Source organism: Lysinibacillus sp. S1 (assembly GCF_044986265.1).
Lineage (GTDB): Bacteria > Bacillota > Bacilli > Bacillales_A > Planococcaceae > Lysinibacillus > Lysinibacillus capsici.
On the sequence record NZ_CP173154.1, the window covers coordinates 21999 to 41196 of the forward strand.

At 37.8% G+C, this 19198-nt stretch carries 19 protein-coding genes and 1 pseudogene; 18 read left to right on the forward strand and 2 right to left on the reverse strand.

Annotated elements, in window-relative coordinates:
* Window positions 1-259 precede the first annotated feature (259 nt).
* The 4 genes from ACHZEU_RS00115 to ACHZEU_RS00130 all read left to right on the forward strand — a co-directional run bounded on the left by ACHZEU_RS00115 (window position 260) and on the right by ACHZEU_RS00130 (window position 3703).
* Window positions 260-970, forward strand: a complete 711-nt coding sequence (locus ACHZEU_RS00115; RefSeq protein WP_269898261.1) for a TspO/MBR family protein — start codon at window positions 260-262, stop codon at window positions 968-970.
* Window positions 971-1211: 241 nt separating this feature from the next.
* Window positions 1212-1814, forward strand: coding sequence for a hypothetical protein (locus ACHZEU_RS00120; RefSeq protein WP_259950780.1), 603 nt, complete (start codon window positions 1212-1214; stop codon window positions 1812-1814).
* Between the two features lie 188 nt (window positions 1815-2002).
* Window positions 2003-2542 (forward strand): flavodoxin family protein, encoded by a 540-nt coding sequence (locus ACHZEU_RS00125; protein WP_279495303.1) that lies wholly within the window; start codon window positions 2003-2005, stop codon window positions 2540-2542.
* Window positions 2543-2803: 261 nt separating this feature from the next.
* Window positions 2804-3703: a LysR family transcriptional regulator gene (locus tag ACHZEU_RS00130; RefSeq protein ID WP_279495302.1), complete on the forward strand. Its 900-nt coding sequence runs from the start codon at window positions 2804-2806 to the stop codon at window positions 3701-3703.
* Window positions 3704-3725: 22 nt separating this feature from the next.
* Here ACHZEU_RS00130 and ACHZEU_RS00135 read toward each other — a convergent pair whose 3' ends face one another.
* Together ACHZEU_RS00135 and ACHZEU_RS00140 are read right to left on the reverse strand one after the other, a co-directional pair.
* The gene (locus ACHZEU_RS00135; protein WP_279495300.1) at window positions 3726-4754 is read right to left on the reverse strand and encodes an S-layer homology domain-containing protein; all 1029 of its coding nucleotides are present in this window, start codon (window positions 4752-4754) and stop codon (window positions 3726-3728) included.
* A gap of 125 nt (window positions 4755-4879) precedes the next feature.
* Window positions 4880-5617, reverse strand: coding sequence for an SDR family NAD(P)-dependent oxidoreductase (locus tag ACHZEU_RS00140; protein WP_054550450.1), 738 nt, complete (start codon window positions 5615-5617; stop codon window positions 4880-4882).
* 160 nt (window positions 5618-5777) lie between these two features.
* Between ACHZEU_RS00140 and ACHZEU_RS00145 the strand changes: the two genes are divergently transcribed.
* From ACHZEU_RS00145 to ACHZEU_RS00210, 14 genes and pseudogenes are all read left to right on the forward strand, one after another.
* Window positions 5778-6386 (forward strand): TetR/AcrR family transcriptional regulator, encoded by a 609-nt coding sequence (locus ACHZEU_RS00145; RefSeq protein ID WP_279495298.1) that lies wholly within the window; start codon window positions 5778-5780, stop codon window positions 6384-6386.
* 205 nt (window positions 6387-6591) lie between these two features.
* On the forward strand, window positions 6592-6753 hold the full coding sequence (locus tag ACHZEU_RS00150; protein ID WP_004230657.1) for a hypothetical protein: 162 nt from the start codon (window positions 6592-6594) through the stop codon (window positions 6751-6753).
* Between the two features lie 150 nt (window positions 6754-6903).
* Window positions 6904-7818 carry a metal ABC transporter solute-binding protein, Zn/Mn family gene (locus tag ACHZEU_RS00155; RefSeq protein WP_048392424.1) on the forward strand — a complete coding sequence of 305 codons (915 nt, stop codon included), beginning with the start codon at window positions 6904-6906 and terminating at the stop codon, window positions 7816-7818.
* Window positions 7819-7827: 9 nt separating this feature from the next.
* Window positions 7828-8556 (forward strand): metal ABC transporter ATP-binding protein, encoded by a 729-nt coding sequence (locus ACHZEU_RS00160; protein ID WP_404803854.1) that lies wholly within the window; start codon window positions 7828-7830, stop codon window positions 8554-8556.
* Between the two features lie 11 nt (window positions 8557-8567).
* Window positions 8568-9440 carry a metal ABC transporter permease gene (locus ACHZEU_RS00165; RefSeq protein WP_054550447.1) on the forward strand — a complete coding sequence of 291 codons (873 nt, stop codon included), beginning with the start codon at window positions 8568-8570 and terminating at the stop codon, window positions 9438-9440.
* The gene (locus ACHZEU_RS00170) at window positions 9437-10165 is read left to right on the forward strand and encodes a metal ABC transporter permease (protein ID WP_404803855.1); all 729 of its coding nucleotides are present in this window, start codon (window positions 9437-9439) and stop codon (window positions 10163-10165) included. Before ACHZEU_RS00165 ends, ACHZEU_RS00170 begins: the two co-directional genes overlap by 4 nt.
* Before the next feature lie 361 nt (window positions 10166-10526).
* Complete coding sequence (locus ACHZEU_RS00175; protein ID WP_404803856.1) at window positions 10527-11714, forward strand: MFS transporter; 1188 nt, start codon at window positions 10527-10529, stop codon at window positions 11712-11714.
* Between the two features lie 153 nt (window positions 11715-11867).
* Window positions 11868-13136: pseudogene (locus tag ACHZEU_RS00180) on the forward strand (MFS transporter).
* Between the two features lie 16 nt (window positions 13137-13152).
* Window positions 13153-13644, forward strand: a complete 492-nt coding sequence (locus ACHZEU_RS00185; protein ID WP_404803857.1) for a kinase — start codon at window positions 13153-13155, stop codon at window positions 13642-13644.
* A gap of 412 nt (window positions 13645-14056) precedes the next feature.
* Window positions 14057-14845, forward strand: coding sequence for a lipid II flippase Amj family protein (locus ACHZEU_RS00190; RefSeq protein ID WP_404804613.1), 789 nt, complete (start codon window positions 14057-14059; stop codon window positions 14843-14845).
* A 141-nt stretch (window positions 14846-14986) separates the two neighbouring features.
* On the forward strand, window positions 14987-15661 hold the full coding sequence (locus ACHZEU_RS00195) for a response regulator transcription factor (RefSeq protein WP_112118421.1): 675 nt from the start codon (window positions 14987-14989) through the stop codon (window positions 15659-15661).
* Window positions 15658-17019 carry a sensor histidine kinase gene (locus ACHZEU_RS00200; protein ID WP_404803858.1) on the forward strand — a complete coding sequence of 454 codons (1362 nt, stop codon included), beginning with the start codon at window positions 15658-15660 and terminating at the stop codon, window positions 17017-17019. The genes ACHZEU_RS00195 and ACHZEU_RS00200 overlap by 4 nt, the downstream gene beginning before the upstream one ends.
* Before the next feature lie 187 nt (window positions 17020-17206).
* Complete coding sequence (locus tag ACHZEU_RS00205) at window positions 17207-18145, forward strand: alpha/beta fold hydrolase (protein WP_259951156.1); 939 nt, start codon at window positions 17207-17209, stop codon at window positions 18143-18145.
* A gap of 177 nt (window positions 18146-18322) precedes the next feature.
* A complete protein-coding gene (locus ACHZEU_RS00210) occupies window positions 18323-19195 on the forward strand; it encodes a DMT family transporter (RefSeq protein WP_404803859.1) in 873 nt (290 codons plus the stop codon).
* The last annotated feature ends 3 nt before the right edge of the window (window positions 19196-19198 follow it).

The following is a 19198-nucleotide window of genomic DNA, read 5'->3' on the forward strand; positions in this document are numbered from 1 at the left end:
ATATAGATATTTAAAAGTTGTACAACAATTGTATAACTAGAGTGGTTGAATATTGAATAACAGGAAAATAAGGGTGGGGAAATTAATGAGACAATTTGTTGGTTTTTTCTTCCATACCATAATGAGTAGGCTATACGATTTTATAGATAAGCTAATGGCTTTAAATAATTTATTAATGTTATGTAAGCGGAGTAATTATAAGTTGGAATGGGTAATGAATATATTGAATTAGATGATGTAAATGAGAGGGGGAAAGAACATGAAATGGCTTGCACTCATAAGTTATTTCGCCATGGTTATTATTAATGGACTAGCTAGCACGGTGGGGATTAATGGGAAAAAGACAGGTGAAATTTCTAATCAGGTAGATGTATTGTTTATTCCAGCAGGCTATGTTTTTAGTATTTGGGGCTTGATTTATTTTTTATTATTCATTTGGCTTGTACAACAATTTCGATCTTCAACTACTAATCGTATAAATAGCAAGCTTGGTCTCTTTGTAATCACTGCATTTTTAAATATCGCATGGTTGTTGAGCTGGCATTATGAATTGTTTATAACGTCCATTGTTATTATGGTCGGCTTATTGGTTCATATAATTTTTCTATATGTAAGTTACCTGAAAGAGGATAATCGTTTTTCAGGGAGACTTCCGTTTTCTGTATATTTAGGGTGGATTAGTGTGGCGTTGATGGCTAATATTAGCTTTGTGCTTAAATATTATGAGTGGGATGGGTTTGGGCTCTCAGAGGAAATATGGGCACAGTTATTACTTATTCTTGCGACTGTGCTAGCTGCTTTTATACGTGTTTATAAGCAAGATGTATTTTTTCCATTAGTAATTATCTGGGCTTTTATAGGAATCGCTATCAAGAATGGAGAAGATGCAGGGAGTATTTTCTATATGCCATTTATATATAGTTTGTTCCTGGTAATTTGGATTTTCATTGGAAGGCCTAAAAGATTATAGTTAAAGTATCTATAATATTTGATAAGAAAAGAAAATTTATTTATAAAGAAACCCAAACTAATGAAGTGTTATGAGCTTCTGTGTAGTTTGGGTTTTTTGTAAAGATAGGTGACCTTTCATCCAATTCTTCTTATCCAATGATTAAAATGTATTCACTTTTTTGAATGTAGAAATAATGGAAATATAAAGGGAATAAGCTCTTTTTGTCGAATCTTCTTATGATGAAAGGAGTAATCAAGTTTTGCTTGTCACAAATTATTTTTATGATCTACCAGAAGAGACTAAAGAATCTATTTATTTATATGAATATAATCTTATATTGAGTAAAGAAGTTGAAATCATTCAATTACATCGAAAACGGTCAATTGTTTATGAAATGAAAAACAAAGGAATTATATTGAAAAAATTTTTATCTGAAGGAAAAGGGGATAACGATATATACGCATTGTTGGAGTTAAACAGTAGTCCTTATTTTCCTAAAATTTATGCATATAAAAAAAGAGAGTTTTTATTTGTAGAAAAAGTGAATGGTAAAACTTTATCACAGGTTTTAAAAGAAGGCATAACTAACAACGAATTAAAAGAAATTGTTTTGAAAATGATTGAAGCAAAAAAAGATATGATGAATGTAGACAGATACGATTTTGATTTTAAATTTGAACATATATACTGGGATACGGAAAATAGCACTTTGAAATGGATTGATTTGGGTGCGTGTGTAAAAAACCCAATAGGATATTCCGAAGAAGAAAAAAAGAAACGAATTAAATATTGCATTAACCAAGTCAAACAACAATTTGCTAAATATGGGTATAGTTTGTTGGATAATTTAGAGGGGTTATAACTAACTATTGATTTCATTTTGTATCCTAGTTTAATTGAACATATTTTTAAAAGTATGCATGCTAATTGTAATCACTTTTTTCGATTGATTTTATCGAAATAATCATCTTTATCGAATTGTAAATTCATAATAAGATATAGGTATACGGGAACAATAGTAAAAACTTCAAGGAAACGGGGATATTCTAAATGTCAATAGCAGTTATTTATGGTGGCAATCGGTCGAATGGGAATGTAGAGACTTTAACAAAATTAGCCACTCAAGGCCTAATGATTGAAGAAATTTATCTAAAGGACTGTGTTATTCAGCCAATAATCGATAAGCGTCATGCTGCGGAAGGGTTCACAGATGTCAGCGATGATTATAACGCCATCATTGACCGTATTCTTCCACATGACATTCTTATATTTTCTACGCCTATTTATTGGTATAGTATGACAGGAGCGATGAAGAACTTTATAGATCGATGGTCACAAACCTTAAGAGACCCGAATTATCCTGATTTTAAAGCATTAATGTCTTCTAAAAAAGCATATGTTATTGCAGTTGGTGGAGATGAGCCTTATATAAAGGGGTTACCAATGATTCAGCAATTTCAACATATTTTTGATTTTGTTGGGATAACCTTTGAGGGATATATTCTAGGAGAAGGAAACAAGCCAGGCGAGATCCTTCAAGATCTAAAAGCATTGTCTGCAGCTGATCATCTTAGAAAAGACTTACAATAAGTCGACCTTATTGCCTTTAGATGATATTGACTATTTTTATAGCACAATACAATGAAACGAATTTGGAGGAAAGAAGTCTCCAAATTCGTTTCTCTTTATATGATAAAAGGTTCTTTTGATGTTAGATATTTACTTGCGCTATTGGTAAATGCAACCATCTCTTTCTTTCAGCTACAAACTAGTGTATATTGAATTTTATTATCGAAAAGGGTGAATGTTTCAACAAAAACTATCGAAGAAATAGATGAAGGGGTTCAAGTGATGGATATTAAGCAGCTTCAAACGTTTTTTACAGCAGCTGAAACATTAAGCTTTACACAGACAGCCCAGCTTCTTGACTACGCTCAATCGAGTATTACAGCTCAGATAAAAACATTAGAACAAGAGTTAGGTGTTCAGCTTTTTGAGCGGCTTGGCAAGCGTATTATTCTCACAGAAGAGGGCAAGCGTCTACAGCATTATGCAAAAAAAATGCTTGAGCTAGACCGTGAAATGAAAAAAGCTATATCCAACGAGCAGGAGCAAGTCCTATTGAAGGTAGGGGCACAGGAAAGTCAGTGTGTCTATCGACTACCAAGTATTTTAAAGCAATTTCAACAAGCACACCCGCAAGTGAAAATCATTTTCAAGCCTGTGCATACAACAGCTATTGCAAAGGATTTATTACAAGCTGGTAAACTTGATATTGCATTGATAACGGACACTTATCAGGAAACAGCCATGCTCAAGCGAGAGCGATTGATTCAGGAACAGCTTGTTTTTGTGAGTGCCCCCAAAGAAATTAGTCAGCCTCTATCGGCTCAACAAATTTCAACTGAAACGATGTTGTTAACAGAAACAGGGTGCTCCTATCGTAATCATTTAGAAGCACAGCTACAGCAAGAGGGTGTCAATCCCTTACAAATGATTGAATTTGCCAGTATTGAAGCAATCAAGCAATGTGTGATGGCAGGGTTAGGTATTACATTTTTACCTAAAATGGTTGTAGAGAAGGAGCTGGAAAGTGGGCAATTAATGGAAGTACCGTCCACAATTGATTTAGCGCCAATTTATACAGATATTGCATGGCATAAAGATAAGCATATGCATCCCTGTCTCGAAGATTTTATTGCCATCGCCAAACATAGCTATGAAGCTTTTAAGGATGAAAAAAGAGCCTGAATGATTCAGACTCTGTTACAAATTATTGCTGCTTGAGGGTACCCGAAAAATTGGTCCCTTCATTACGTTCAGCACGACAATCAATCTCAGACACCTTTAGGGCATTATTAGATAAACGTTCAAACTCGACAACACAACGATTGCCATGCGAGGATGTATTCATAAGGGCTTTCGTATTGCTTGTAATTGTGGCTGTGCCATTTACACTACCTGAAGCGGAGCCATCATTCGCCGTTAAAGCAATAGAAAAGCTCTTGTTTGTGGCATTGGAGATTATAGCATCACGGCGGTTAAACTCATTTGTACCCTTACCCCATTTATAGTAATAAGTATACACACCTTCCCATGCGCTTTTACTAGGAGTAGCCTGCTGTAATGATTTGTCGAGCTGATTTTGAGCATTTTTTGCCCTATTATTTAAGGATACGTTGTTGGCATTCTCATGAATTGCTTGTGCATCCGCTGAAATTTCATAATAATTTCGTTCGTCCATACGATAGAGCATCGTGACAACTTGCGCACGGGTCATGTTGCTTGTCACGCCATAAAACTTTTGTAAATTACGCTCTTCATACTGTGGATTTAGCCCAGAAGAAATATAGGTATCAAGTAAAAATTGAATAGATTGATCTAAGCCCTTCTTACCGCTAGCTAAATGAGCAATAGCCTGTGCCACTACACCACGCTTCACAGTAGCCGCTCGGATTCGGTTGTCGAAATAGCCATTTAAAGGCACCCCATAGCTTGCGAGCTGGTTATAGAAATCATCCGACCAGTTTGCCGAAGGCGTTTGCTTTTTTAATTCGTCGATGGGCGTTTCGAGCTCATAAAAATTGGCTAATAATTTTGCTAATTGCTGTTCAGTAATGGTAGCATTCGGTTTAAATGTACCGTCTGTAAAGCCATTAACAATATCATATTCTTCTGCCCATAAAATAGCTTCATATGCATAATGATCCTTTGATACGTCTCGAAAGCCAGCAGCTTGTACATTGCCTGCACTAGCTATAATCAGAATAGAAAATAATAATGTACCTATTAATTTTTTCATTTGTTGTCTTCATCCTTTCTTGCTCGCTTTAGTAATAGTTTGCAGGAAATGGATAAAAACTGCAAATTTTTCTAGTGAAAAAATAATCGCTGCCCTTAGTCGGGGAGCGATTATTTTAAACGTCGTTATTGGGCTGTGTAGCCACCATCTACTGTTAATGTGTTCCCTGTCATAAACGTTGAATCGTCACATGCCATAAATAAAACAGCTTTCGCCATTTCCTCTGGTTGTCCTAGTCGTTGCATAGGTGTGATCTGACGTAATGGCTCCTTACTTTCTTCTGGGATAATTGGTGTATCAATAAAGCCTGGACATAGGGCATTGACACGAATCCCTCGCGTAGCAAATTCCAATGCTAATGAACGTGTTAAATTAATCACGCCTCCTTTTGCTGCATTATAAGCAGCTGATCCTGGCGAGCCAACCCAGCCATACATCGAAGCTGTATTAACGATTGTACCACCATTCGCTTTTAGCATTTCTTTGATGGCAGCCTGCGCCATTAAAAATACACCATCTAAGTCTACATTTACAGTTTGACGCCATTCCGCATAAGGAAGCTCCTCAGTTGGCGTAACACGACCAATCCCTGCATTATTAAAAAGGACATCGACTTTGCCAAATGCCTCAATAGTTGTTTGATAAATAGCTGCTACTTCCTGTTCATCCGTTACGTTTGCTTTGATAAACATGGCTTTTGCTCCTGTTGCCTGTAGTTCAGCTGCAAATGCTTGGCCTTTTTCCTCGTTTAGGTCCACAAGCACCACTTTTGCTCCCTCTGCTACAAATAATTGGGCTGTTGCAGCACCGATACCAGAAGCACCACCTGTAATAATTGCGACTTTATCTTGTAATTTCCCCATACATGACACTCCCTTAAACAAACTTTTTTCTTGCACACTGTGTAAATCACGGTGTACTTTTATTGTAAAACGCCTGAAAACGGAAACAATCATTAATGTCGTAGTAAATATCTAACTAGTAGACATATGTGCCTGAAATGTCTAAAAGGGGGAAGTAAAATTGCCAAAATGGACACAAAGACAAGAAAGAACCCGCCATCATTTTTATGAAGCGTTTGTCGATTTAATGAAACAACATGGTTTTCAAGCCATTACAGTGAAGGATATTGTAGAACGAGCGGGCTATAACCGTAGTACCTTTTATGTGCATTTTCAAGATAAATTTGAACTAGCAGAGAATTTGCTAGAACAAATGCTGAATGGTCTGGAAGTGGCAGTAGGTGAACCCTACCTATATGGAGAAAAGGTATACACGACAAAATTGAAAGCACCATCCTTTAATATTATTCATTACATTTATAAGCACCGTTTGTTTTTCGAGCTGCTGAATGTGGAAGATACGATTCCTGGGTTGCACACCCGAATGCCCTTAACGATCACAAAAATTTATCAAGAGCAATTTAAATTTGAGACGATCAATCAGCAGCCTGTCAACATGAACATGTTCAAACATTATACTTCCTACGGCTTTTATGGATTGATGATGCAATGGATTGCAAGCGGCTATGAAAAATCAGAAGAAGCTTTAATCAAGGATATTATTGAATTAACAAAAACACATATTTATGCATTTGAATTTATAGGAAAGTCGCTGGAAAAAGAAAGATGAAAGTATATTAACATAAATCTATGTATTTTTATAAAAAATCTCTAATGTCTGCATTAGGGATTTTTTTGTTTGGGCTAAACTAATTTTTTTATAAGAAAAAAATTTTTTTAAAGAAATTTTCATAAAGTAGTTGAATTTTCTTTGTATTAAGCATATATTTTTCCTAAGGGAAACAAAATATCTCCAAAGAAAGAAGAGTGCGTGAATGAAAGATTTAGGTGATTTCAAGCTGACGATTCTTCCAATGGCCATTTTAATTATTTTAGCAATCGTATGGAAACTGACCGATTCAGTAGGCGCAGGTATGATGTTAATCCTTTTCTGGATGAGCTGGCGCCAGCTTATCAGGAAAATGAATATAAATTAAGGTATTGTGTGGAAAAAGTTGGGGTATTGGTTGAATACGACTAGGGCGGGCATGACAAACAATTTACGGCTTGTCCGCCAATTGGTTACTTCGTAGTTTAGGCACTTTTTTCAAACAATTGCTTAATAAAGAGAAAGTTGAGGTAGGAAAATGAAACAATGGTTAGGTGTGGTGGTATTATCACTCTCATTTCTATTATTTGGCTGTTCAGCAGAAACAGAGGGTGAAAAAGAAGGCATTGTGGTTGCAACCACAGGACAAATTGCAGATGCGATTAAAGAAATCAGTGGTGATCATTTACAGGTATCAGCATTGATGGGTCCAGGCGTAGATCCCCATCTCTACAAGGCGACTCAAAGTGATTTATCGAAATTGGATAAAGCAGAAGTCATTTTTTATAATGGCTTACATTTAGAAGGACAAATGCTCGATATATTTGAACAAATGGCGAAGGATAAAACGGTCTTGGCAGTGGGCGAGACATTAGATGAAAAGCAACTGCTTGCCAGTGATACGGATGCCATGCTCCATGATCCACATATTTGGTTTGATGTTGAGCTTTGGAAAGGTGTTGTCAAGGCAATCAGTACGCAGCTTCAGGAAGAATACCCTGAATTTAAAGAAGATTTTCAAACAAATGAAGCAGCTTACTTGAAAAAGCTGGATGATTTACAAAGCTACGCAGAAAAACGTGTGAATGAAATCCCACAGCAACAAAGAATATTAGTAACGGCTCATGATGCATTCAATTACTTTGGCAGAAGTCAGGGATTTGAAGTACGTGGCTTGCAAGGACTGAGTACGGATTCAGAGTATGGTGTGAAAGATGTTCAGGAGATGGTTGATTTCTTAGTAGAAAATAAGATTAAGGCTCTTTTTATAGAATCCAGTGTGTCCGATAAGGCAATGAAAGCTGTTATTGAAGGGGCTAAGGAGAAAGGCCACGACATTGTCATCGGTGGGGAATTATTCTCAGATGCTATGGGAGCTGAAGGAACAACAGAAGGTACGTATATAGGTATGTATCAACATAACATCGACACGATCGTCGATGCATTAAAGTAGGTGAAGAATATGTATGCATTAACAGTGGAAAATCTATCAGTGGCGTATGATAAAAAAACAGTATTAGAAAATGCCTGTGTAACAGTGCCTACAGGTCATCTAGCTGCCATTATTGGCCCAAATGGTGCAGGGAAATCCACATTTTTAAAGGCCATTTTAAATCAGCTTCCTAATAAAGTGGGAAAGGTAGAAATTTTAGGGAAGGTGTTTGAGCCAAAGAGTTTAGTCGTAGGCTATGTGCCTCAGCGTAATGCGGTGGATTGGGATTTCCCAACAAATGCGTTGGATGTGGTGCTCATGGGGCGTTATGGCTATACAGGCTTATTTAAAAGACCGTCTAAGCAGGATAAAATTGTTGCTCGACAAGCTTTAGCAAGTGTTGGGATGCAGGATTTTGCAGAGCGTTCCATCGGGCAGCTTTCAGGAGGCCAGCAACAACGTGTATTCCTAGCTAGAGCCCTTGCACAAAATGCAGATATATATTTTTTAGATGAACCATTTGCAGGAGTAGATGCTGCGACAGAAAAAACGATTATTGATATTTTAAAGGATTTAAAGGCACAGGGAAAAAGTATTTTTGTTGTGCATCACGATCTTCAAACCGTCAAAGAATACTTTGACTATACGATTCTATTAAACAAAACGATTTTAGCATCAGGCGCAACGGAAGATGTTTTTACACCAGAGCAATTACAAAAAACATATGGTGGTAAACTTTTCATGATGCAACATGTGTAAGGAGGGACATAATGTTAAGCGGTAACTTATTGTGGGTACTGAGTGGAACGATGTTACTTGGCATTGCAGCAGGCATCACAGGCACGTTCTCCTTCTTACAGAAACAAAGTCTAGTTGGGGATGCTGCTGCGCATGCAGCATTACCAGGTATTGCCCTTGCGTTCCTGCTAACAGGTCAAAAGGAATTGCCAATTTTAATGCTAGGAGCGGGCATTACATCTGCATTATCTGTGTATTGTATTCAATGGATTGTGTCATTTTCAAAAATGAAGGCTGACGCTGCCATTGGATTAGTCCTCACCGTATTTTTTGGTGTTGGTGTTGTATTTTTAACAGTGGTTAACCGTAGCCCACTGGGGAATCAGAGTGGTCTGAATAATTTTATTTTCGGTAAAGCAGCGACGATGACCAAGGCAGATTTAATGTGGCTCTTTATTAGTGCAACCATCATTATTGTGGTTAGTCTCTTGCTTTATAAGGAATGGAAGTTACTGATCTTTGATCCTGTTTATGCAAAAGGGATTGGCTTACCAATAGAGGCTTTAAAGGCAACATTAACGGTTTTAATTGTCATGACAATTGTTACAGGTATACAAGCTGTTGGCGTTATTTTAATGTCAGCTTTATTAATTATTCCTGCTGCCAGTGCCAAGTTATGGACAAAAAAATTGAGCACAATGCTCATTTTAAGTGCTGCGATTGGAGGTATCGCTGGCATAACAGGAACCTTTATTAGTGCGATTCGAACAGGGTTATCGACGGGTCCTATAATTGTCTTAGTGGCAGCAGGTATATTCTTTCTATCGTATTTTATAAGTCCAACTGGTCAAATTAGTAAATATCGTAGGAAAATGCAATTTCGAAAGCAGGGTGATGTAGGATGATCGAATTTTGGGTTGTATTCACGGGACTGTTAGTTGGGGTAACTTGTGGAATTGCAGGTGTCTTCCTCATCTTGCGTAGAATGTCCATGATTGCAGATGCGATCAGTCATACAGTGCTCTTTGGCATTGTGATGGCTTACCTTATTACCCAAACGTTGAATGGTTTTTGGATGTTGGTAGGTGCTGCGTTTGCAGGGATTTTAACAGCCTATCTTGTGCAATTATTACATTCTTCTGGTATTCAAGAAGACGCAGCGATAGGCGTAGTGTTTACATCTCTGTTTGCAGCAGGTGTTCTCCTCATCACCTTATTTGCAGGCAATGTGCACTTAGATGTTGAGCATGTTTTAATGGGAGAAATTGCTTTTGTTCCTTGGGATAAATGGACATTGCTTGGGCTGGCAATGCCTAAGGCAGTATGGATGCTCTTACTCGTCCTCGTCATTAATATTGCGTTCTTACTCCTATTCTTTAAAGAAATGAAGCTTGCAACGTTTGACCCTGTGTATGCAGCAACCATTGGCATTCCCGTTGTCTTTCTTCATTATGGCTTTATGACATCGATTTCGTTTACAACAGTGGCAGCTTTTGATAGTGTAGGGGCCATTTTAGTGGTTGCCATGTTGATTGGGCCAGCTGCTACCTCCTATTTAATCAGCAAGACGATTAAGCAAATGTTCGTCTATAGTWTGCTCTTTGGTGCTGCTGCTTCCGTCATTGGCTAGTATTTAGHGAAATTTTGGGATACCTCTATWGCAGGHATGATGGCAACAACAGTVGGBTTCATTTTTATCGTGACGTTCATCTGTCAAAAAATCGTTKARCSTRKMAWAAAASTACTYKWTCATAAWMTAKWAAYTTCTTAATGAAAAACGTCGTTTGATACGCCCATCAAACGATGTTYTTTCTTTTGAGGACAAGTTCAAACTTTTGAATGAGTACTACTTCTAGGAAAAATAGTATACTCGTTAAGATAAACTAGAAAGAGAACGAATAGTAGCATCTAGCAAATTTTTCTATATTTTTATGTACGAATATTTAAAATTTTGTTACGATAAATTTTATGATAGCAACAAGGAGAACAGCATGTGGAGAAATCGAAACGTATGGATTATTTTATTAGGTGAATTTGTCGTAGGTCTCGGCTTATGGGCTGGCATTATTGGCAATTTAGCCTTTATGCAAGAGGTAGTACCTTCTGACTTTCACAAATCATTAATTATTTCTTGTGGTATTTTAGCAGGCTTAGTTGTTGGTCCAATGGCTGGACGTATCATTGACCAATCGAAGAAAAAAACGGTTGTCCAGATGGCGAGTATCGGACGCATCATCAGTGTTTTATTTATGTTTATCGCACTTTATACTAATTCGGTCATTTGGATGATTCTATTTTTAATCACGCTGCAAATAGCAGCAGCATTTTATATGCCTGCCTTGCAATCTATTATTCCCATGATTGCGAAGGAACAGGATTTAATTACATTAAATGCTTGGCAGATGAATGCGAGAACCATTTCAAGGATCATCGGTACAGCCGCTGCCGGGTTTATGCTCAGTTTTTTTGAGTTAAAATGGTTATATATTATTTCATTTATTGTCTATTTAGGCATGTTTGTCATTACKAGTTTATTGCAATTGGATGAAGCATCTACTGAAACGATGACAAASAAAGAAAAAGGGWATTTTAAAGAAGTGTTACCGATGATCAAAGAGCATCCAGTCGTCTTGATGACGYKTGTCKTAATGTTAATWCCTACATTATTTTTAGGCTCTTTTAATTTMGTGATTATKWAAATATCTGAAATTCATCAATCTACCACAATTTCAGGATTATTGTATACGGTGGAAGGTATCGGATTTATGMTTGGTGCAGCTGGTTTGAAAATKATTGCTGACCGTGTACAAATGGGTACACTGCTTTTTTCATTAGCCTTTATTATCGGCTCAATGGAGCTCCTATTATTACTGGCAGAGACTCCATTTTTCGCTTTAGTGGCATTTGGCGTTTTTGGCTTTTCAGTTGGCTGTTTTTTCCCAACGACAATGGTAATTTTCCAAAAACAAGTACCCAAACAGTTTCATGGACGCTTTTTCTCATTCCGCAACATGATTGATTCCGTCGTCTTTCAAATCGTGCTTTTATCAACAGGTATGATGCTAGATTTAATTGGTTTAAGTGGTATGGGACTTATTTTCGGAATCATAAGCTTAAGTTTAACCACTACTTTCTTATTTTACGCTAAGAAAAAGAATGTCGTTATGCATGCACATTAATATCATGTCCTTTATGCATGACACCAATTGGGGCATACGATAGAGGTATAAAAAGATGGTAGCATAGGAAAGGAACTGTCTAGATGGAGACGGTTCCTTCTTCATTAATTCAAGTAATCTTGTTTGATATACATAGAGAAAGAAGGTTGAAAAATGGTTGAAAAATCTCAAGAGTCAATAGCGTCCTATATTGAGTCACCAGAAAAACTAAAAAACCTATATAGGCGTGTACTGATAGTTGTTAGCTTATCCCAAATTTTTGGGGGAGCTGGACTTGCGGCGGGTATAACGGTAGGCGCTCTACTGGCACAACAAATGCTTGGAACGGATGCCTATGCAGGTGTACCCTCTGCATTATTTACGTTAGGCTCTGCGGGTGCCGCTTTCATTGTAGGAAAACTATCTCAGCGTTATGGTCGCCGCATAGGCTTATCAACAGGTTTTATAGTGGGTGGACTTGGTGCAATAGGTGTAGTCCTTGCTACTTTAATGAATAGTATTGTGTTATTGTTTGCCTCTCTATTAATCTATGGAGCTGGTACGGCAACTAATTTACAGGCACGTTACGCTGGGACAGATTTAGCCAATAATAAGCAACGTGCTACGGCGATTAGTACAACCATGCTTATGACCACGTTTGGTGCTGTTTTAGGTCCGAATTTAGTAGAATGGATGGGAAAAGTGGCGCTGTCTATCGGTATTCCAGCTCTAGCGGGTCCATTTCTATTATCTGCTTTGGCCTTTATTATGGCGGGGCTTGTATTGTTTAMTATGTTKCWTCCTWWCCCKCTMGAAATAKCKWAAKCCWTARAGGCAMMTAAGCAAAAAATGAACAAAGAAAATCAAACACCATCCATKMCTATATCTAKMAWTAMAARARGCCTAGMSRTAGRAGMMACAGTTATGGTCCTGACACAAATTGTCATGGTGGCCATCATGACAATGACACCTGTACATATGAAACATCATGGACATGGATTAGCCGAGGTTGGTATTGTGATAGGGTTTCATGTAGGTGCTATGTATCTGCCATCACTTGTCACAGGTATTCTTGTTGATAAAATCGGACGTACGGCAATGAGTATAGCTTCAGGTATTACGTTGCTACTCGCTGGCGTAGTGGCTGCATTTGCACCAAGCGATTCAATGGTGTTACTCATTGTGGCACTTTCTTTACTGGGATTAGGTTGGAACTTTGGCTTAATTAGTGGAACTGCTCAAATTGTTGATGCGACGGAGCCTTCTACCCGTGCAAAAACACAGGGGAAGATGGATGTTTTTGTGGCATTGGCAGGTGCATCAGGTGGTKCGCTATCAGGTATGGTAGTGGCGAATTCGAGCTATGCAGTGTTGTCCTTAGCAGGAGGGCTATTGTCGTTAGTATTGATTCCTGTTGTCATTTGGTCTAGGAGAGCAGCTTAAAAAGGAGAAGGGGAAATTGGACTCTAAGCTAATTATTATCCGAGGAAATTCAGGTAGTGGGAAAACGACAATTGCAAAGAAACTTCAGCATCATCTTGGACATGGTACACTTTTGATTGCGCAAGATGTTGTCSGACGTGATATGTTAAAGGTGCATGATCGAGAAGGCAATCTTTCTATTGAATTAATTCGTCAAATTGCAGAGTATGGTAAAGGTCGTTGTGAAGTTGTCATTGTAGAAGGAATATTATATGCCAGTCGTTATGGAGCTATGTTAAAGGATTTAATCCACTTCTATGATCAGAAGGCCAATACTTATTATTTTGATTTATCTTTTGAGGAAACCGTTATTCGTCATCATTCTAGCTCCAAAAAAAATGACTTCGGGGAAGATTCTTTACGTGCTTGGTGGAATCCGTATGATTATCTTGGGGTGGATGGTGAAACGCTGCTGACGGAAGAGATGTCACAGGATGATCTATTAAAATTAATGGTAAAGCAACTGTAGAAGTAACAAAAAACTTACCCTTTCTTAGGGTAAGTTTTTTCATAGTGTTGAAAAATTTCCGTGTAGGTTACATGCTTTCCTCTGGGCGAACACAGCTCCGTTTAGAGGTTACCTGTATCGCTATTCAAGAAGATTCAAGTAGCCTACCACTCCAAACAATTAAAATATTTCTCTTTTAGAAAAAATTTTCAAATAAAACAAAGGTGTTCACTACTCTTTATGGCGAGGGTAGTCACTCATCACTTCTCCACATTGGAAATAATCAACCTCTCGCCTTTTATAATTACCTTTTATGGCTTGGACAGCATATTTTTTCAATTGGAACTATTTTATTGAATAAGCGTTACAATATTAAATCGTTAGAAAGCAAAGAGTAGGTACATATGTGGATTTAATAACAGAAAAATTAATCATGATTGCTTTATTTATTTTAATCATTCATGCGATTGAAACGCTTGCATATGCAGTTCGTTTATCAGGAGCACGTGTCAAATTACTAGCTTCGGCTTTATCTCTTTTTAATGTAATGGTCATGGTGTCGAGGTTAGCAAATATGATGCAACAACCATTCACAGGGAGCCTTGTTGATACAGCACCTACGGATAATGCCATGACATTTGTAGAACATCAATTTCGACTAATTATTGGAGCGGCTTCGCTTGGAACAATAGTAGGAATCTTACTTATCCCCACCTTTGTAGCCATTTTTTCAAGAGCTATCGTTCATTTGGCTGAGGAAAGAGGCTCAATCCCGGCTTTATTGAAAAAGGGCTTTACATTTGACTATGTAAGACGGGGGATTAAGCATATTCATACACCAAATTTTAGTTATTTAAAAGGCATTCGTCTACAGGATATACCGATTAAATTATTTGTTATCAATATTGTTATTACAGCTATCTATACGATTGGCGTTTTAGCTGCATTGTATGCCACATTATTAGTACCAGAATTAAAGACTACTGCTGTTATGGCATCTGGATTAATTAATGGCATTGCAACAATACTATTAATCCTATTCATTGACCCGAAAATATCCATTCTAGCAGATGATGTGATCAATAAGAGAGGAAGCTATCTAGACCTGAAAAGAATGTCTGTTATGATGATGTTCTCCAGATTTTTAGGAACCATTGTGGCACAGTTACTATTGATTCCAGGTGCTCATTACGTTGCATGGTTTGCAAAGTTAATTGCTTGATTAGAACCACTTCCTTTATGTTTTTAGGAAGTGGTTTTTTAGGCCACAGCAATTAATCGTGAGGTGTGGTAGGGGAGAAGTAAAGAAATTATATAGTATAATGTGTGTGAATAATAGATTCGAAAAGAGGGGAACGAATGTATGCCGACGATACTTGTTGCGGATGATGATGCGAACATTCGTGAACTTGTTTGCCTTTTTCTGCGCAAAGACGGGTTCACTACAATGGAGGCAGGAGATGGTAAAGAAGCATTAGCCATCTACGGCTCAACACCTATTGATCTTGTTGTACTAGATATTATGATGCCAACGATGGATGGCTGGACACTATGTAAGGAGCTCCGCAAAACGAATACGGATCTTCCTCTCCTGATGCTGACTGCAAGAGGGGAAACATGGGAAAAAGTGAAGGGCTTTGAGCTTGGAACGGATGATTATTTAACAAAGCCATTTGATCCGTTAGAGCTAACTGTACGTGTAAAGGCACTTTTGAAGCGCTACAGGATTGGCCATTCGCAGACCATTCAACTTGGTCAAGTCACGCTGGACCGTCAGACCTATAAAATTATGAGAGGAAAAGATGTTATTTCACTACCGCTCAAGGAATTTGAATTATTATATAAGCTTGCCGAAACACCTGGACAAGTCTATACAAGAGAACAACTGATCGATCAAATTTGGGGGATTGATTATGCGGGAGATAATCGAACCATCGATGTACATATTAAGCGCCTGCGTGAGCGCTTCAACACCATCACTGATTTTCATATCGACACAATAAGGGGTCTGGGCTATAGGCTTGAGGTTGAGGAATGATTAAATCTTTATATACTCGCGTCGTTTTAATCTTTCTAGTTGCTGTCATTGGGGGAACGGTTATCTCTTTTTTCATGGCAACATGGGTATTTAAAGATAAATTAAATGAAAACTTACAAATTCCCTTATTAAATTTTGGACAAGACATGGTACAAATTTTTGACACATTGCCATATCATGAAGCCGATCGTTTTATACGTGATATGCATCAGCTTGAATCCTATCATGTTCGCATTTATGAAGAAACAGGGCAGTTTACGGCTTACGGGAAGCTTCATGGCAATCAGTTAGCCSCTGTAACAATGGAACAAGTACAAGSKGTACTGGATGGAGAGGTTATTCAAGTAATTCCAAGTGGTATTTCATCCATACTTGTCGGTATACCTCTAACAACTGAAATGGGAACGAGAGCGATGTTTATCCAAACGATTGCTTTACCTTCAACCTCTTTTTCCATCAAGTTGATTCTGAATTTTGCTACTTATGCCCTTGTTATTGGAAGCGTTGTGTTTTTAGTTGCAGCGATGTTTTTAGTCAAGCCAATCAAAAAACTAACACAAGCCACTAAACATATTGCTGGTGGTGATTTCAATGTCGAATTAAATATTAAGCAATCAGGGGAGTTAGGTACGTTGGCTAAAAGCTTTGAAGATATGGCGGAGGAGTTACAGCAGCTAGAGCAAATGAGGAGAGATTTTGTATCGAATGTGTCCCATGAGGTGCAGTCTCCACTTACCTCCATTTCTGGTTACGCATTAGCACTGAAACAAGTTGATGTAACGGATGACGAGAAAAACCGTTATCTTGATATCATCATTTCGGAGGCCAATCGAATGTCTAAGATGAGTGATAGCCTTTTAAAGCTGAGCTTACTAGAATCAAAGACACAGCCAATGCATCTCGATACGTTCAGTCTAGATGAACAAATTAGACGTGTCATTGTCTCCCTCCAGCCTCAATGGTCCTCTCGCAATATTGATTTTGAGCTCCAGTTGAAGGCTGTTCGCCTCATGGCTGATTACGATCAATTACATCAGGTATGGACAAATATTCTTACGAATAGTATTAAATTTTCAAGTCCTAATGATACGATTGAGATCAGCATGAAGCAAAGTGCAAATCATGTGATAGTCCGAATAACGGATAGAGGCATTGGGATTTCTTTAGAGGATCAGCAACGTATATTCGAACGGTTTTTCAAGGCCGATCGTTCCCATAGTCACAAGTATGAAGGCAGTGGAATGGGGCTTGCTATCGTGAAGCAAATCGTTTTACTACATCGAGGAGAAATTGAAGTCGAGAGTGAGCTTGGGCATGGAACGACAATGATTGTCAAATTACCTATTACCTTAAATTAAAGAGAGCATGTTACGACTCCTATACAGATGTCGTAACATTTTTTTGTTGTTCATCTTGTGTTCATATTGTCGTCATTCGGAAGACATCTCTCTCCTTTATAGTTGCACTAACAGCTCAAAAGAAGCTGGAATAATCGTAGTAAAGGAGGAGGCACGAGTAAAGGTGAATCCCTCTCGTGCATTAAACATGAAAAAATTTATGCGTGTTTTACTGAAATCAATGGCAGTCCTAGGTATATCCATTGTGGGGCTACTTGTCATTGTTTTTACAATAAACATTATTTGCAACAAAATAGAGCAAGGAAAAATAGAACCTTATGGTCAGCTCGTCTCCGTGAATGGGGAAAAAATGAATGTCACCATTCAAGGTAAGGGTGCTGAAACCATCGTATTACTACCAGGCTTCGGTACTGCAGCACCAACGCTCGACTTTAAGCCATTGATAGATGAACTAGCTCCCTATTATAAAATCGTTTCAATAGAGCCCTTTGGCTATGGCTTAAGTGAGGATACAGCTAAAGAACGAAGCACAGAGAATATTGTTAGTGAAATCCATGAAGCTTTACAGGAGTTAAAGATTGATCGGTATATGCTAATGGGACATTCGATAGCAGGCATCTATGGACTCGATTATGTTAATAAATATCCGAATGAGGTAACTGGATTTGTCGGGATTGATAGCAGTGTCCCTACACAGGGTGGTATGGACACGAAGTTTCCAATTAAGTCGTTACAACTGCTAAAAAAATCAGGGATTGCAAGAATTCTTATAAAATTTTCAGATGATCCCTATGCAGGTCTTCCGTATGATGACGACACAAAAGAGCAAATTAGGATGATTACACTCAAAAACTTTTATAATACAAGCACTTCAAATGAATTAGAGCATATTAGCAAAAATTTCACGGCAGCCAAAACTCTTACATTCCCTAAAGATTTACCTCTTCTCTTATTTGTCCAAGCGAAAAGTGGTGGAGTTGAAAAGAACTGGATACCGCTGCATGAAGAACAAGTCAAACATTCCGTATACGGCAAAGTAATCACACTGGATGGGGATCATTACTTACACCATACAAAATCGGAGGAAATCGCAGACAACATCAGATCGTTTATGCAAAATAAATAATCCATAGTTTCTTACCTCTTTGCTTTTGGAGGTAAGATTTTTTAATACTATCCTCTTCCTTACGAAATCTTATAAAATCTTTCAATTGAGTTGTAATCCATACTTCGATGAGCATTGAAATACTTCCTGATTATAATGTACGTAGAACAATTATTCTATCAGGTAAGGAGCTATTGGATGAAAAATTATCAATTTATTGCTTTATTAGTAGTAACGACCTTTTTAATGGGTTCATCATTTGCCATTGTTAAATTAGGCTTACCGTATGCCTCGCCTTTATTATTAGCTGCACTTCGCTTTATATTGGCTGGTATAATCATGGCTATCGTTGTTATCATCTTGAAGAGACCTCATCCTATTACAAGGAGGGAGTGGTTCAAATTATGCATGATCGGGAGCTTTCAAACAGCAGGTGTGATGGGGTGTATTTTTTTAAGTCTCCGCMCCATTACGKCAAGTGAGTCTTCTATTTTAACATTTACAAACCCATTACTAGTTGTAATTTTTGCCACCATTTTCATGAAAGTGTCCTACCGTTTCTATCAATGGATCGGGGTTTTGTTTGGCTTAATCGGGGTGATGATTACGATGGGGGCACAAGTTGAATTGAAAGTAGGCATCCTTTTTGGCTTGCTATCAGCTGTTTTTTGGGCTACTGCCACCTTGTTAGTGAAAAAATGGGGCGTGTTATTTGATACGTGGGTTTTATCTGCTTATCAGATGCTATTTGGAGGCTTACTCTTATTACTAGGAAGCGCATTGTTAGAACAGCCATTTTTTATTGTGAATCCACAATCGTTATTGATTCTGTTGTGGCTTAGTATTTTTTCCTCGATCATACAATTTGCAGGGTGGTATTATCTTCTGCAAAATAGTGATCCAGGAAAAACAAGTGCCTATTTATTTTTAGCTCCTTTTTTTGGCGTATTAACAGGCTGGGTGTTATTGGAAGAACCGTTAAAACCRTCACTAATGGTTGGCGGCTTATTCATCATCATGDGCATTTATTTAGTAAACCGAACTTTTAGTGGAGAAAGGGCTAGGAGATAACTC